Annotated in this window: 15 protein-coding genes; 8 read left to right on the top strand and 7 right to left on the bottom strand. The window is 43.3% G+C overall.

What is annotated here, in order from left to right; genetic code table 11:
• Window positions 1-753 carry a 16S rRNA (adenine(1518)-N(6)/adenine(1519)-N(6))-dimethyltransferase RsmA gene (gene rsmA / locus AC3WS5_RS00505; RefSeq protein ID WP_492465225.1) on the bottom strand — a complete coding sequence of 251 codons (753 nt, stop codon included), beginning with the start codon at window positions 751-753 and terminating at the stop codon, window positions 1-3.
• Window positions 754-982: 229 nt separating this feature from the next.
• Between rsmA and pdxA the strand changes: the two genes are divergently transcribed.
• Window positions 983-2,074, top strand: a complete 1,092-nt coding sequence (pdxA, locus tag AC3WS5_RS00500) for a 4-hydroxythreonine-4-phosphate dehydrogenase PdxA (RefSeq protein WP_492465224.1) — start codon at window positions 983-985, stop codon at window positions 2,072-2,074.
• A gap of 3 nt (window positions 2,075-2,077) precedes the next feature.
• On the opposite strand, the gene darG is transcribed toward pdxA, so the two are convergent.
• Together darG and AC3WS5_RS00490 are read right to left on the bottom strand one after the other, a co-directional pair.
• Window positions 2,078-3,109 carry a type II toxin-antitoxin system antitoxin DNA ADP-ribosyl glycohydrolase DarG gene (gene darG / locus AC3WS5_RS00495; RefSeq protein ID WP_492465223.1) on the bottom strand — a complete coding sequence of 344 codons (1,032 nt, stop codon included), beginning with the start codon at window positions 3,107-3,109 and terminating at the stop codon, window positions 2,078-2,080.
• A 10-nt stretch (window positions 3,110-3,119) separates the two neighbouring features.
• Window positions 3,120-3,740, bottom strand: coding sequence for a DUF4433 domain-containing protein (locus AC3WS5_RS00490; RefSeq protein WP_492465222.1), 621 nt, complete (start codon window positions 3,738-3,740; stop codon window positions 3,120-3,122).
• A 342-nt stretch (window positions 3,741-4,082) separates the two neighbouring features.
• Between AC3WS5_RS00490 and AC3WS5_RS00485 the strand changes: the two genes are divergently transcribed.
• A complete protein-coding gene (locus tag AC3WS5_RS00485; RefSeq protein WP_492465221.1) occupies window positions 4,083-4,250 on the top strand; it encodes a hypothetical protein in 168 nt (55 codons plus the stop codon).
• A gap of 13 nt (window positions 4,251-4,263) precedes the next feature.
• Window positions 4,264-4,482: a hypothetical protein gene (locus AC3WS5_RS00480; protein ID WP_492465220.1), complete on the top strand. Its 219-nt coding sequence runs from the start codon at window positions 4,264-4,266 to the stop codon at window positions 4,480-4,482.
• A gap of 76 nt (window positions 4,483-4,558) precedes the next feature.
• Here the strand turns inward: AC3WS5_RS00480 and AC3WS5_RS00475 are convergent, their stop codons facing one another.
• Together AC3WS5_RS00475 and AC3WS5_RS00470 are read right to left on the bottom strand one after the other, a co-directional pair.
• Window positions 4,559-5,374 carry a DUF8758 domain-containing protein gene (locus AC3WS5_RS00475; RefSeq protein ID WP_492465219.1) on the bottom strand — a complete coding sequence of 272 codons (816 nt, stop codon included), beginning with the start codon at window positions 5,372-5,374 and terminating at the stop codon, window positions 4,559-4,561.
• Window positions 5,375-5,376: 2 nt separating this feature from the next.
• A complete protein-coding gene (locus AC3WS5_RS00470) occupies window positions 5,377-6,279 on the bottom strand; it encodes a DUF488 domain-containing protein (RefSeq protein ID WP_492465218.1) in 903 nt (300 codons plus the stop codon).
• A 115-nt stretch (window positions 6,280-6,394) separates the two neighbouring features.
• On the opposite strand from AC3WS5_RS00470, the gene AC3WS5_RS00465 reads away from it, so the two are divergent.
• Window positions 6,395-7,354, top strand: coding sequence for a Fic family protein (locus AC3WS5_RS00465; protein ID WP_492465217.1), 960 nt, complete (start codon window positions 6,395-6,397; stop codon window positions 7,352-7,354).
• A gap of 89 nt (window positions 7,355-7,443) precedes the next feature.
• Window positions 7,444-8,304 (top strand): aldo/keto reductase, encoded by an 861-nt coding sequence (locus AC3WS5_RS00460; RefSeq protein ID WP_492465216.1) that lies wholly within the window; start codon window positions 7,444-7,446, stop codon window positions 8,302-8,304.
• A 113-nt stretch (window positions 8,305-8,417) separates the two neighbouring features.
• Here the strand turns inward: AC3WS5_RS00460 and AC3WS5_RS00455 are convergent, their stop codons facing one another.
• Window positions 8,418-9,815: a Fic family protein gene (locus AC3WS5_RS00455; RefSeq protein ID WP_492465215.1), complete on the bottom strand. Its 1,398-nt coding sequence runs from the start codon at window positions 9,813-9,815 to the stop codon at window positions 8,418-8,420.
• A gap of 766 nt (window positions 9,816-10,581) precedes the next feature.
• Between AC3WS5_RS00455 and AC3WS5_RS00450 the strand changes: the two genes are divergently transcribed.
• From AC3WS5_RS00450 to AC3WS5_RS00440, 3 genes are all read left to right on the top strand, one after another.
• Window positions 10,582-11,574 (top strand): helix-turn-helix domain-containing protein, encoded by a 993-nt coding sequence (locus AC3WS5_RS00450; RefSeq protein ID WP_492465214.1) that lies wholly within the window; start codon window positions 10,582-10,584, stop codon window positions 11,572-11,574.
• Between the two features lie 447 nt (window positions 11,575-12,021).
• Complete coding sequence (locus AC3WS5_RS00445; protein WP_492465213.1) at window positions 12,022-12,477, top strand: MauE/DoxX family redox-associated membrane protein; 456 nt, start codon at window positions 12,022-12,024, stop codon at window positions 12,475-12,477.
• Window positions 12,478-12,585: 108 nt separating this feature from the next.
• The gene (locus tag AC3WS5_RS00440; protein WP_492465212.1) at window positions 12,586-12,972 is read left to right on the top strand and encodes a hypothetical protein; all 387 of its coding nucleotides are present in this window, start codon (window positions 12,586-12,588) and stop codon (window positions 12,970-12,972) included.
• Window positions 12,973-13,011: 39 nt separating this feature from the next.
• Here AC3WS5_RS00440 and AC3WS5_RS00435 read toward each other — a convergent pair whose 3' ends face one another.
• Complete coding sequence (locus AC3WS5_RS00435; RefSeq protein WP_492466460.1) at window positions 13,012-14,340, bottom strand: RagB/SusD family nutrient uptake outer membrane protein; 1,329 nt, start codon at window positions 14,338-14,340, stop codon at window positions 13,012-13,014.
• Window positions 14,341-14,391: the final 51 nt, after the last annotated feature.

Here is a 14,391-nt window from a genome sequence, read left to right as displayed (position 1 = left end):
CTAATTCATTTTAAAAGTCAGTGCGGCAAAATCATCCACAGAAAGTTGCTCCGCACGTTTGTTAAATATTTCTTCAGTGAGTACCTCGTCCGTGAAAAGTGGTCTGACTGCATTCCGCAGGGTTTTCCTCCGTTGTCCGAAAGCTGTTTTCACCAGGAGGAAGAATTTTTTCTCGCTGGCCATCCCCGGAATTGTTGTCCGGCGTCGCAAAATAATAACGCCGCTCTTTACTTTGGGCGGCGGGTTGAAACTATTTTCATGTACATCAAAAAGGTATTCCAGGTTGTAAAAGGCCTGGATCAGCACGCTCAGCACGCCGTATACTTTGTTGCCGGGCGGTGCGGCAGTGCGCTGGGCCACTTCTTTCTGGAACATCCCCAGCATCAGCGGTACCTGCTGTCTCCAGTCAAGGATTTTAAACAGTATCTGCGTGGAAATGTTGTACGGAAAATTTCCGACCACGGTAAATTCGCCGGTGAATGGAGGTTCCATATCCAGGAAATCCTGGTGTATGAGTTTTCCGGATAGTTCCGGGTAGGTCTTTGACAGGTAGGCGACTTTTTCATCATCCAGTTCTACCGCTTTGAAATCAAACCCGGTGGATTTTCCCAGGTATTTTGTGAGTGCGCCGCCACCGGGTCCCACTTCCAGCAGTTGTGTGAAATGCTCCTGTTCCAGGGCAGACAGGATCTTCCGGCAGATGTTCTCATCTGTCAGAAAATGTTGCCCTAAGGATTTCTTCAGCACATACATTGCGCAAAAATACGGGCCTTCGGTGATTTATGGGGCAGCTGGGGTTAAGGGTTGGGTATGAGCCCGGCTCGTCCCATGCTTTCGTGGCTTTTATGGTTTGCTGGCGTCCTAATTATATGCCGGGGAGTCAGGACGCACCGTGCTTCCACTACTTTCCGATAATTTTTGATTTGCAGACGCCTGTAAATGTTGAGATCAAATTGTGTATTTTTACAGTCTTTCAGAAATTATGACAAACAGAAAAAAACCGGTTATTGGTATCAGTTGCGGCGATTTGAACGGCATCGGGATTGAACTGATCATCAAAACCTTTTCAGACCCGAGGCTTACAGAGTTGTGCACGCCTGTTATTTTTGCCAGTAATAAAGTGGTCAACTTTTACCGTAAGACGGTGGCCGAATCAAATTTCACTTTTTTTCATACAAAGGAGATCGATAAGCTGAATCCCAAGCAGGTCAATATTTTCAACTGTTGGGAGGATGAGGTGACGATCACACCGGGCGAGCTTAACGAAACGGGTGGTAAATACGCGGTTATTTCACTGCGCACGGCGGTAGATTTTCTGAAGCAGCAGAAAATTGATGGGCTGGTTACGGCTCCTATTCACAAGAGCAATGTACAGTCAGAAGAGTTTAGTTATACCGGCCACACCCCTTATCTGAAGCAGGCATTTAAGGCGAATGATGTGGTGATGATGATGTGCGCGACCAATATGCGTGTGGCGCTGGTGACGGAGCATGTGCCGATTCATGGGGTGGCGCCTGAAATTACAACGGCTGCAATTTTGAGCAAGCTGTCGATCATGAATGCCAGTCTGAAACGTGATTTTTCCATCCAGCGACCCAGGATTGCGGTGCTGGCGCTGAATCCGCATGCCGGTGATAATGGTTTGGTTGGGCGGGAAGAGATAGAGGTGATAGAGCCGGCGATCCGGCAGGCGAAAGGGAATGGATATAATATCCTGACTGTTGGGCCTTATAGTGCCGATGCTTTTTTTGCCCGTGGTTCTTTTGAACATTTTGATGCGGTGCTGGCCATGTATCATGATCAGGGACTGATACCGTTTAAATCGCTGGCTGCCGGCGAGGGAATAAATTTCACCGCGGGGTTACCGATTGTCCGCACTTCACCTGATCATGGTGTAGCTTTTGATATAGCGGGTAAGGACCAGGCGGATCCGGCTTCTTTCCGGGAGGCGGTATTTTCCTGCATGGATATTATTGATAACCGGCTCGAATACGATGAGAACCGTTCCAATCCTCTGAAGAAGGTCATGCCGGAAGTCACGTCGCGGCTGGAGGATGAGAAGATTGAGGAGTAGATGCTATACTGTAAGATTTTGCTTGAGATGTCTAATGGATATATCCAGGTATTTCGGATCACTAAATAGCGTGCGCTTTCTGCCGCTCCACGCTTTCAATTCTTCACTGATTAGATTGCGGTCTATTTTTTTTGTCTTTTGTACAATATAGTCAATGCTGGAAAGCAACTCGAGAGCAAAATCCGAATAGAAGCCATCCAGAAAAGTAATCGTCTTACGGGCTATTGCAAACAATTCTGGATTGCTTTCAACATGAGCCCTTACCGTTTCATAGCCATCGGCGATAAGCGTTAAAGGGTCAAAGGGTCTCTTATTCATGTCGCTGAACCCCATGATATAACTACCATTAAGTGCGTTTAATACAAAGCGAACCTTACCGGAATACGGTCCATAGAAATAAGGTTCGAATTCAAGTCTAAAATATTTCTCAGCCCCAAATCGTTGTAAAAAGTAACACACTTTTTCACTTGAAAACTCAGACGCAAATTCTCCGTTTCGGACAAGATCATACAAAACATACAATAATAGTGCACGGGCGTCAGTAAGTCTGATGCGCTCTTTTTTCAGGTGTTCCGCTATTTCGTTGTAGGGTTCATATACAAATATGTCCTGATCCAGATTACCCAATTTCTCCTGGATGATTTTCTTTACTTTCCGCCAATCAAGTCCTCCGTTGCCTGCACCAAGGGGGGGAATTGCAACACTTTTTATATGTTTATCCCTGATAACTCGGACAAGATCATCTAATCCAGAAGTTATGAAATGATATTCCGAAGGCTTCCGCCAATCATGTTTCGTTGGGAAATTAATGATCCATTTTTCTCTGGCTTCAATATTTTGATCCCGGGTCAGAAACATTTTCCCTGTAACGACCTCTCCAGCTTTACAAGCCTCCACATACGATTTATAATTATTTGGAAAGTATGTTTTGAACTGCAGGGCAATGCCTTTACCCATAACACCCTTGGTGTTTACTGTGTTTACGAGAGCTTCTGCCGGGCTCTCAAAAATATTTCCTGTGAGGTATTGTATCATTGTTACGACCTTAAAAATAGGCTGATTTTGTGATTTTGATCGTTCCTTTTTCTACGCCCATGTTAATCAACCGGTTCGCTGCTTTTTCATTGTAACAAACAAAAGCAATTATTAATTCTTTTGCCACTTCATTCTTAACGAGGAATTCCGCCTGCTTTTTTCTTTTTAAGGTCAGATTATCGTCCCCACCCCAATATGTCGAATTGATTGCACGCCAGTCAATGATCGTTGGGAGCCGTTCGATTTTTGTCTTGTCGTAGAACGAAGTAAATTTATTTGCACAATGCCCATCTGAAAAATAGAACTCTGCGGGCGAATTTATAATTTTTTGAAGCGAACAAACAATGTAAATGATATCTTCTGCCGGAGTAGGGGCGGTCACAAAATTCCCGCCCTTTTGCGTAACAAATAGCATTGGCATTTTCAATCCAAAATAGAAAGGAATAAAATCGCCGATTCTGATGGTGTAGGCATTTTGGCTTAGAAAGTCGCCATTGTCGACTGTCACTATTTTTTCTTTCCTGAAATTGATCATGCTAATATCGCCAATCGAAATATACTCTGGGTTGGAGTTTGTCGAAATATGAGTGATACCGTTTTGTAGCATATGTGGGACGTTTCCAATATGCATAATACGAAATAATTTGATATCACTTAATTGCATATTTGTATAAATCGCTATTTACGGTTTTAACCCTTTCACGGTACATTGCTAGATCCACTTGATCGTCCTACGCCAAAACATAAAGTAAAGATAAGAGATTAACTCAATTAAATGCTAAATATTTTAGTATTATTTGATAATCGCAAATGAAGCTGACATTTCTTAAGATTGGTTCCGGCTTTCGCTTAATTTTGAAAGTATCAGATGATACTATCATGTCAAAGCAACTATATCAAATGGCCCGTAGGATATTGGCTTTCGAAGTGTCAATTTGATAAAATGAGGAATTAACGGTAATTTCGTAGCATAGTGAATAAGAAAGATTACGATACACTTAAGGCTGCACTTGAAAAACAAAAGAGGGAGGTTTCTTCTTCGAAAGCCGCCGCAAGTGCTTTTTTGAAAAAGAAGGGTGTTACTCATTTGCTTGTGCCCAAAGGGAAATCTGCAAAAAAACTTGCCGTAAAATCCGCTTGACAATAAATAGGATATGTACAGTATAAAGCCAGGATTGATTATTGGCTTTCACGGGTGCGACCAAAGCGTAAGGGATTCTATCGTTTCTGGTGAGCTGATGTTGAAAGCGAGCGAAAACGATTTTGACTGGCTTGGGAAAGGATTTTATTTTTGGGAGAATAATTTTGAACGGGCACAGGTTTTCGGGATAAAAATCACATACAAATCTGTGTACGAAACCCCAATTGTATAAGGGGATTTTTTGTTCCAAGAAAAATCTTGAAATGGGGCGGATAATGAGAGTTAGGTTATATATAGGATAAATGGTCTCAAAACAGCCTGCCTTGTAATTCCAGCTTCGGATGAAATGTGCCAATTATCAAGAAAGGGTTGGGCGCCTTCCTTGCGTGAAAGGTTTGAGTGGTCCCCAGAAAAAAGTAGAGGTCCTTGGTTTTGGCAAAATCTTCCAAGTATTTTTTTCGCACATCGGCAATAGCCCTGCTTTCATCGCCTTCATATTTTACCAGTTGTTTCCAGTATAAAGCGCCTGTTTCCCAATCCTCAATCATGAATAGGCTTTCTTTTCCCTTACTATCTTTAAACCTAAACTTAAATTTATAAGGTAGTCTTTTTACTACGTCAAATCTGCCCACATCGTTGGTCTCGAAGAGATTGTATTGCTTTAGCTTTTCGATCTTACTCCGGGACCATTCACGTTCCGCTGGTTGCGAGTAAAAATCAATAATTTCTACCGGTTTGAAGACCGCCAGAGAAGTTCCCCTGTTCTTGTTGTATGCTTCGGAAATTAGTCTGTCGAGATCATCATATACTTTGCCAAGGCAAATTTGCTTTCTTTCTTCCCAATTCTTAAGGGTGTCAATATGCCCTACCACTTTTATCTCCTGTTCTAATGTTTTGGGACGATAACTTTCAGGTCTGAAGTCTTTTTCGTTTTTTACAAGATCCAATTCTATCCAGTCATATTTCTTATACTGTTCGTGATAAGCCTTTTTCCGAAAGGGCACCGGGTATATTCTTATCCATGTACCATCCTCTCTGAAGCCTGCGGTACACACGAGCTCATCATATTTCGCTGATAATGTGGGATAGGTTTTGACGGTTATTAAAACTTTAGTTAAGGCCATATTTAAATATGCTTAATTTCATAGGTAAACCCCGGCAGGTCCTGTATCGCCTCTGCTAAATGCTTACGATGACACTGGCAAATATTGGCTTCAAAACAGGTTAATGCAATGCGTTGGTATTGCATGAGCAGACGATAAATCTTCTCCTGCGTATTAATTGTTCTTTTGAGGTTTTCTTTTTTATAGGTCTCAAATAGTTTATCATAATCACATTGCGCATTCAGTTGCTGCCTTTGTTCGGATTTTATGCCGACCTCCGGGAAATGCAAGTAACCAATTCCCAGATTCTCGCAATAACGTTTTAGTTGGCTACCGCTAAATCCAAACTTCATGCTCACTGGGTTATTGCGTACATCAGCCAGCACTTTTACATCATGACGGATCAAGCGGTTCAGGTATTCCTCCAATGAAATACCTTCATAACCAATCGTAAATAGGATGGTCTGGTCGCCCTTAGGTCTGGTTAATTGTACCTGCTGGAGTTGCTGAAGGTTAAGTAATTCTGAGGCCTTTATACTATTAATCGCCCAGTAAGGATGGTTTATATAAGTGTGCCTCATCAAAGCGTTAGCGCTCAAATTACCGTAAAGATTTTTTATTTCAATCAGGCGTTCCTGATCAGTAACTTGCAGCTCATGGATATAGTTCTGCGTACTGTTAATCGTTACACGAGCATCATCCTCTGTTAACAAGCCCTTCCTGGACATTGTCGTTAAATCAGCAACGGCAGAGTAAGAATAGCAGCCGTATTTGTAGGGTATAAAATCAAATGTCGGAGTCTGCTGTCGTTGTGAAAATAGGAATAGCAGTTTCTGCAGCGAAATCTTCTCTATGGTTCCACCCATCTGTTGAAGCATGGCCAGTATGATCTTTCTCCGATAAAACATAAAGTAAAGATAAGACATTAACTCAATTAAATGCTAAGTATTTTAGTATTATTTGATAATCGCAAATGACCCTGGCATTTTTTAGATTGGTGCCAGCTTTCGCTTAATTTTGATAGTATCAAATGATACTATCATGTCAAAACCGCCCTATCAGATAACAGACAGGATAATGGCTCTGGTGGCTTCAATTTCAGAGAAGTTAGGGGAGATTAAAGCTTTTCATTTGCAAAAACCTAAAGCCGAACTGAGAAAGAGAAACCGGATAAGATCGATTCAGTCTTCGCTGGAGATCGAAGGGAACGCTCTCTCAGAAAAACAAGTTACCGCATTACTTGAAAACCAACGGGTATTGGCTCCTCAGAAGGATATTATCGAAGTCCAAAACGCAATTAAAGTATATGAACAAATCTACCGGTTCAATCCTTATAGATTAAAGGATTTTGAACAGGCCCATTCCATATTAATGCATGGGTTGGTCTCTAATGCAGGTAAATTAAGGACGACAAACGTTGGTATCTTAAAAGGTACTCAGTTGGAACATATAGCTCCGGGTGGGACCATGGTCAGGGGTTTAATGAAGGATCTTTTCGACTATTTGAAAAAGGATAAAGATCTGATCCTGGTCAAAAGTTGCGTTTTCCATTATGAGCTGGAGTTTATCCATCCTTTTACAGATGGAAATGGCAGAATGGGCCGGCTATGGCAAACATTGATTCTGATGCAAGTGAATCCAGTTTTTGAATATCTACCGATAGAAGGTTTAATCAAGGAAAGGCAGAATAAGTATTATTCCAGACTCTCAGAATCAGATAAGAAAGGCAACTCAACGGTGTTCGTGGAGTTTATGCTCGGGATCATTTTGGATGCTATGGAGGAGCTATTGAAATCTCAAACTAAAATCCTTAGTATGGCGGACAGGATAGCTCTTTTTGCAGGGGAAGCAGGACGAAATACGTTCAGCAGAAGCAAGTATTTGCAATATTTTAAAAATATCTCCGCGCCAACGGCAAGCCGGGATTTGGCATGGGCGATAAAACAAGGAATTTTGGTTAAGACGGGAGAGCGACGAATGACTTTGTATCGATACATATAACCGCTGATTAGCGGATTGGGAAGCGGCATCGCGGATCTTCAAAGAGCTAAACAGGTAAACATATCCGATAATATATAAAAAAATTAGTTATGATTCTAAATGAAAAATACACCTTGTCAAATGGTGTGGAAATTCCGAAAATAGGGTTTGGAACATGGTTCATTCCTGATGAAACCGTTGCCAAGGCTGTAGTTGAAGCCGTAGCGATCGGGTACCGGCATATTGATACCGCCCAGTCTTACCATAACGAAGGAGGCGTTGGGAAGGGTATCAGGGCCTGTGGCGTAAAAAGGGAAGAGTTGTTTATCACAACCAAACTTGCAGCAGATATAAAAGTCTACGACAAAGCCGTTGTTTCCATTGATCAATCGCTCAAAAAACTGGGGCTGGATTATGTTGATCTGATGATCATTCACAGCCCGACACCCTGGGCGGAATTTGGGGGTGAGGAAAGGTATTTTGAAGGAAACCTGGAAGCGTGGCGGGCCCTTGAAGATGCTTACAAAGCCGGTAAGCTTCGAGCTATCGGGGTATCAAACTTTTTGATTGTGGACATTGTGAAGTTAACTGAAAAAGCTACCGTTGAGCCCATGGTGGATCAGGTATTAACTCATATCAGTAATACACCCAAAGGGTTGATCGATTACTGCCAGCAGCACAATATCCTGGTGGAAGCCTATTCGCCCCTGGCGCATGGGGAGTTGTTCAGGAATGAGGAAGTGGTTAAGATGGCTGAAAAATATAATGTCAGCGTGGCACAGCTGGCCATCCGTTATTGCATTCAACTGGGATTGTTACCCCTGCCAAAAACAGTCAGTCCAAAAAATATGAAAACCAATGCGGATGCCGATTTTGAAATATCCGCAAATGATATGGAAGTTTTGCTAAATATCAAACCAATAACCGATTACGGCGAAGCAAGTAAGTTTCCTGTTTTTTGGAAGAAATGAACTAGAGTAAGTCAGTAGAAAAAATCGGCTGCACAGGTTGAGACGTTCTTTGGTTGCGTATTCTGAATAGGGGGAAAAGAACGGAACGGATCCTAAGGGTGAAGCGTTTAGCTTTAGAACCGGAGGATAAATTCCTCACTCTCCTCGAACGCGTTGCATTGCCTCAGGTATTGTTCAATGTCATCTAGTCTTTCACCATGGACAGTGGCGCTGAAGGCATAGGCGCGGCTAAGCATATTTACATAGGTTTCCGGGTCCTGCTTACGTGTGAGCTTTCGGATTGCACCGAGGTAGTCGATTCTGTAAACTGTGGGAATAATAATCTTAGACATTCCTTTTGCTGTCAGCTCAGCATTCATCATGACCCGGGCGATCCGGCCGTTGCCATCCAGAAAAGGGTGCACTTCAGCCACCAGAAACATCATAAATGCTGCTCTTGCAAAGGGATCCTGTAGAAGGGAATACCATTGGTACCCTTTTTTGAGTGTGCCGGCGACTAATTCCCAATTCACAAACTCAGTTTCCCCTGCCCGGTTGTTCCTGTCTTTAAATTGTCCTGGATTTTTGCGGGATCTGGCGCGTAATAGTACTTCATGTCTCGCGCGCAGCAATGCTAAAAAATGATCCGGTGATTGAGGGGTGATGCTCATTTCCTTTCGATCGCTGACTACCTGATAGGTGCCCAATATGTCATGGGAATCTTCATCCCTTAGGGGCATCGGCGTTTCTGTGGTGATAATCTCTTTGGCCTCACTGATGGTAAACTCGGTTCCCTCAATGAAGTTGGAGAAGTAACTTTCAAAAAAGGCAAAATTGTGGTAGGCCTTGTCGGTAATATTAGGGTCGGGATAATTTCTGAATTCTTTGTCGGCAAGATAGTCGTATAGAAGACTAAAGAGGGAATCCCTGTCCGGGTCAAACGGTTCGCCATGTGCCCTGGCCCTGGCCACATCACTGTTTAGAATCTTGGAAGTGTTGGTAGCAAGCAAGGCGCTGATCAAACGACTCAAACGCTCAAACTCCTTGGGCATGTTTAATGTGATGCTCAGCGTCCTGGCCTCATCCCGTATTTTGTTCAGCTCTTTTTCTCCCCTTGTACGGATAACCATTTCCAGTTTTCCCTCTATTGCTTCGCGATTTAGCGTTTTTGGGAAATCTGCAGTGCTACGTGTGGATTGCATATTTTCAAGATAAGCTCTCGGTTCGGAGGACCGATGCAGATCCTCGAAAAAATGCATGACACCGGCCACATGATCTGTACTTTTTAATAAATGTACTTTGAGCCCCGGTAATTGTACATTTCTTGTTGAAGAATGACTGAGAAATATATGTCCATCCACGGGTTTGCTTTCCAACGCGCTGCGATGACTTAGGAAGGCACCCGGGTATAGGTGGGATAGGATTAAATACCAGCTTCGAAGCACTATTTTTTCCGGATTATCAGACAGGTTGGTTGTATAAACTCTGGGTGCAATTTCCCTGAGTTGTCCGGCCTGTAGTTGCCGATGCATCTTTCTTGAAATTGTGTTGTCAGAAGAGGTAAAAACTATTTCATGAAGATTGCTCATAGTTGGAGAAAATTGTAGACTAAAATTTGCATTTCCTGGACCAAAGGTAGAATTCTCTAGACTAAAACGACGAGTTTGACGAATTTCTTAGACTAAAAAGTGCCAAAGGCCCGAGAGTGGCGAATTTCGTCGACTAAAATCGGGTTGAGGTAGGATTTTCTAGACTAAAACGACAAATTTGACGAATTTCTTAGATTAAAAAGTGCCAAAGGCCCGAAAGTGGCGAATTTCTTCGACTAAAACTCGGTTAATGTAGAATTTTCTAGGCTAACGCGACGAATTTGACGAATTTCGTCGACTAAAATCGGTTACCGCGAAGAGGCTGGAGAAAATATGTGGCTGCTAATACTTGAACCTGGTGGAATTTGTTGGATTGATGGAATAACGGGAAACGGGCTAAGAACAGATTTAACGATTGACTTCAACAGATGTGATCAGGTCCGTGACAGATTTTCTTCGTATCTTCATTTTCAAGCAATCATTGACTAAATCGACAATGAAATAAGCCTTCTGTTGATTGTCATGCATTTTTGGGCCTATTATTTTGCAAAAACCCTTGTTGCCATTTTATGCAAATATTGGGATAAACCGGAAACAGAACCAGGCTTGTTTACTTTTGAATATCGGCAAAATGGCCCGTGGATCACGATTTGCCGTGAATTTGATCAAACCGAATCGTCTGCATAGCGATTAACAAAACAGGAAACATATGGAAATTCCCCTGAAGTTAAAAATCCCGGTGAGCCGGAGGCACACGCTTAGAGAACGAAATGAGATCCCCCGGGATCAGTCCCTGATACTCCCATTCGCGGAGCCTTACCTGCAAACCTGGGGTGATGAAAACGAAAACTACATCCTGCAGCAATACTGTGAAGGGACTGGTGTTCAACTTTCGCTGGTCACCATCCGCCTCAGTCGGTGCAGTATCCTTCGAGTACGGTTTAAGGAGAGTATGAATGAAATGCTGTATACGCTCCAGGGATTTGCATTTGCGAAGCTGGAGGGTCACGGGTGTCTGCCGCTTTTTGAAAATACTTATACGCTGCAGTATGTTCCCGAAGGGGAATACGAGGTTTTATTTGTCCCGGGCACCTATCACTTTTTGTACCTGATACCGGGGAGCTACCTGGATACGATGTCGTCAACATACCCCACCCTCGAGAAACTGGTGAAGTTCCTCAAAAATTCGCACGAGGTGGGCGCCCTGGCCACTCGGCTTCCCATCACCAGTAACCTGAGAGCGATTATCAGATCCTTCGGGGACCTGCCAGCAGGAAACGGGGGCAGGCGGTTAGACCTGGCCGGAATTGTGTTAGATCTTTTCCGGGAGTTTCACCGGCAATTGGGTGAAAAGGATCGGTTAGTAAGCCGGGAAGATCTTACAGCCTCGATTTACGCGTCTATTGCCAGCCTTATAGATCTGCCCGTTCCGGAAATTATAAGAGCCATCAAGGCACAATTCTTTGTGGAGGCCCCAACGCTCCGGCACAATTGGGTTACAGGGAGCAAAACCGGAGCGCCGCGGGCCGGGTTTAAGGAACTGCGGTTACAGTATGGCTTGTACTTGCTGACGGTAGAGGGATGTACTGTTGCTGAGGCCACCGAAAGGCTGAATTTCAAGAATCCCAGCCACTTCAGTGCGCAGTTCCGGAAACGGTTTCAGGTCCCGCCAAGCAAAGCCTCAGGGATCGTTGAGCGGTGACATATTTTTTCAAAACTTATGTCGGAATGCACAAAAACGCCGATTTTCATCGAAATTTTTTCGTTTCGCGGTATTGTTTCCGGCTTTTTGGCGATGTATCTTTATCTCAGCAAACAGCAAAACAAAAAAAGTAACGAAAGAAAAATAACCCACGACCGGAAATACTATTAGCAATAGGACTAGCAGGGTGAGGGGCCCTTCAATCACCCAAAGAGCCCGGATATACAGATTTCAGTGTAAAGGCGGCCGGCGCCTGTTTCAATTTTCATAAACGTAGCGCTCCAGGAAAAAATGACCCTGGAAACGTTGGGGGTGGGGACTGCCCCGTGGTATCGCATTGCCTAAACACAAGAACAAAAATTATGATACGACAGACTGATCGTAATCATGGCCCGCGCGGCTCGGGAGTGAAAGCAACCGGGTCAGCGGCCCGCTAAAGCAATTAAGATGAATAACAGAATAAGTTTAACAATGCCTGTTCGGCGAAATTTTGTCACTACTGCAATCACAATTTTGCTGTTGACGTTGTGGATTCCGGTAGTGTTCGATAAAGTCACAAAATTTGCAAATTTTAAGGCAGGGATAATGCAACAGCCATTACCCGGATGGCTTCTTGGCGTTCTCGTGTACCTTTTGTTATTCCTGGAAATATCTACTGTGCTTTTGTTGATTCCTTTTCGAACTCGCAAAGTGGGCTATTGGCTATCCTTTGGACTATTGCTATCATTCACCGTCTACGTAGGGCTGGCCCTCTTGGGTGTATGGGGGCAGGTGCCCTGCAGTTGCGGTTCAGTGATCAGCGGTATGAGCTGGCGACAACATTTTCTTTTTAATTGTTCTTTTCTAATTCTGAATGCCTATGGATTGAAACAAATAACAAAAAGCAACGTCCACCGTCAGTGACAGTGGGCGCTACAGGCTGGCCGGCCAAAAGGCAAACCAATTAATCTGAATTTAAATTTAAAGTTTTTTATTGGTAATCTTTTTTTGAATTATAAAAAAGACCATGAGATGAAAATCGCACGATTTTTAAAGAGAAATCTGGTGGCCGTCGCAGCATTGGGGATTTTGTTGGGGGCTGCTGCTTTTAGCACAAAGCCGGCAAATCAAAAATTAGCTGGGCAGTACACTTTTGAGTTTCAGGGCCAATATATAGCCGGTGAAGTTCAGAATCTGAGCAACTGGAAATACATCGGTATGGATCAGGCTCAATGCAGCAATGATGATGTGAAAGCGTGCCGTATTTTTGCGGCATCGGCAGACGTAGATATTAGCGGCCCCAGCCCGGTGTTGAACGCCAGTACGGTTTCAGTGACGGAATTTGGTAGCGCGCCAAATATCCATGTTTCCGGAATTTCGGGGAGTGCATTACCGACCTATTCCAACAAGCTGAACTAGGTATTTGGAAGAACCGGCCCTCGAAAGGTCGGTTCTTTGCTAGTTCTGTTCAATCCCTGATTCTCTGATAACGTCTGCCGGCAAAGGCAACGCATAATAGGCTGAGTTGGGTTCAAGCGTATAAACCTCACCTCCAACTACACGTTTTAGAACTATATTTGCTCCCTCCTTGTTGAGTCTTTTAATTTCAATCCATCGCAAGCCCCTCATTAATAGTTCCTTTCTCCGTTCTATTAAAATTTGCTCCAATGCTTCCTTGTCAGTATTGGCGAGCCTTTCGATGAACGGCACAGCACTGTTCCAACGACTCCTAAGCAGTTTGTTTAAATCATGCATAGCCTCCGCCTTTTTGCCAATTCTCGCAGCAGACTCGGCTCTAATTAGATAAATTTCGTCTATTGCCAATCCAGAAAAACTTTGCGACCTGCCGCTATAACTTCCTTTGAATTTGAAAAACTCCGATTGTCTGTTAAAATAAGCTTGTTTACGCAGATCATTTTCATCATACTTGCGCAATAAAAAAGTATCAATATACGATGAGTACCCGGGGTTGTATAGTGCATCCAAGAACGAGGTCATCTCGGAGAAAAAGATAATTTCACGATTGAAGCGCCGAAAAGTAAACCCAGCCGACAAATTCACAAAAGGATCCGTATTCAGATCCATTAACTTGTCGTTAATTGATAAACAAAGATCTGCATATTTATAGGCACTGTCGTAGATACGCATAGAGAGGAATGTCCGGGCAAGTAGACCGTAAGCGCCAGCCGCGGATGGACGCATTATAGTTACTGATCTTTCGGGAAGATAATGCAAAGCTTCGCGTGTTTCATTGATGACTTTCTGATAGCAGTCTTTCACGCTTGAACGGACCGAGCGGACGTTCAAATCAGTGCCTTCTCGCAGCACGATGCCCTTATCGGTGGCTGCCGTTTTTTCATCGTAAGCCAGCGCGTAGTTCCAGAGCAGGTTCAAAAAACTGTAACTCCTAAAAAATAACGCCGAACCGTACACATTATTCCAAGCTTTTGTATTAGATGCATTCTTTGCGACCGTCTTTAGTCGTTCCAGGCAGTAATTTGAATGATATACCGGAAGATAGCCTGCAGACCAATCATTGCCGATAAAATAGTCACTCCGCTGCCAAATATAAATCGATTGTTGCTCTACACCCCTCGATTCAAAGTCGGAACCCGTCATAAAATAATCATCAGAGGAGGATTCTCCAAATGATGGAGTCGTTTTATCATTCATTCTTGACGTGTTATCTAATAAAGCTTGTAGGTCTTCCAAAGATTGTGGTACGTTCTTGTTGCGATCGGGTATTTCATCAAGGAACTTTTTACAGGAAAAATGCCCTATTATCATTAGTGATATCAATATATATTGAAATTTGAAATTGTGCATAACCAAGTTTTT

It is taken from the genome of Niabella sp. CPT15-335-S11 (genome assembly GCF_058792415.1).
Note: the sequence above shows the minus strand (reverse complement) of the source record. Positions and strands in the feature narration are given on the sequence as shown.

Coding starts and splice junctions, on each gene's coding strand:
- rsmA (WP_492465225.1), bottom strand. CDS start 753: ATGTATGTGCTGAAGAAATCCTTAGGGCAACATTTTCTGACAGATGAG.
- pdxA (WP_492465224.1), top strand. CDS start 983: ATGACAAACAGAAAAAAACCGGTTATTGGTATCAGTTGCGGCGATTTG.
- darG (WP_492465223.1), bottom strand. CDS start 3,109: ATGATACAATACCTCACAGGAAATATTTTTGAGAGCCCGGCAGAAGCT.
- AC3WS5_RS00490 (WP_492465222.1), bottom strand. CDS start 3,740: ATGCATATTGGAAACGTCCCACATATGCTACAAAACGGTATCACTCAT.
- AC3WS5_RS00480 (WP_492465220.1), top strand. CDS start 4,264: ATGTACAGTATAAAGCCAGGATTGATTATTGGCTTTCACGGGTGCGAC.
- AC3WS5_RS00475 (WP_492465219.1), bottom strand. CDS start 5,374: ATGGCCTTAACTAAAGTTTTAATAACCGTCAAAACCTATCCCACATTA.
- AC3WS5_RS00470 (WP_492465218.1), bottom strand. CDS start 6,279: ATGTCTTATCTTTACTTTATGTTTTATCGGAGAAAGATCATACTGGCC.
- AC3WS5_RS00465 (WP_492465217.1), top strand. CDS start 6,395: ATGTCAAAACCGCCCTATCAGATAACAGACAGGATAATGGCTCTGGTG.
- AC3WS5_RS00460 (WP_492465216.1), top strand. CDS start 7,444: ATGATTCTAAATGAAAAATACACCTTGTCAAATGGTGTGGAAATTCCG.
- AC3WS5_RS00455 (WP_492465215.1), bottom strand. CDS start 9,815: ATGCATCGGCAACTACAGGCCGGACAACTCAGGGAAATTGCACCCAGA.
- AC3WS5_RS00450 (WP_492465214.1), top strand. CDS start 10,582: ATGGAAATTCCCCTGAAGTTAAAAATCCCGGTGAGCCGGAGGCACACG.
- AC3WS5_RS00445 (WP_492465213.1), top strand. CDS start 12,022: ATGAATAACAGAATAAGTTTAACAATGCCTGTTCGGCGAAATTTTGTC.
- AC3WS5_RS00440 (WP_492465212.1), top strand. CDS start 12,586: ATGAAAATCGCACGATTTTTAAAGAGAAATCTGGTGGCCGTCGCAGCA.
- AC3WS5_RS00435 (WP_492466460.1), bottom strand. CDS start 14,340: ATGATAATAGGGCATTTTTCCTGTAAAAAGTTCCTTGATGAAATACCC.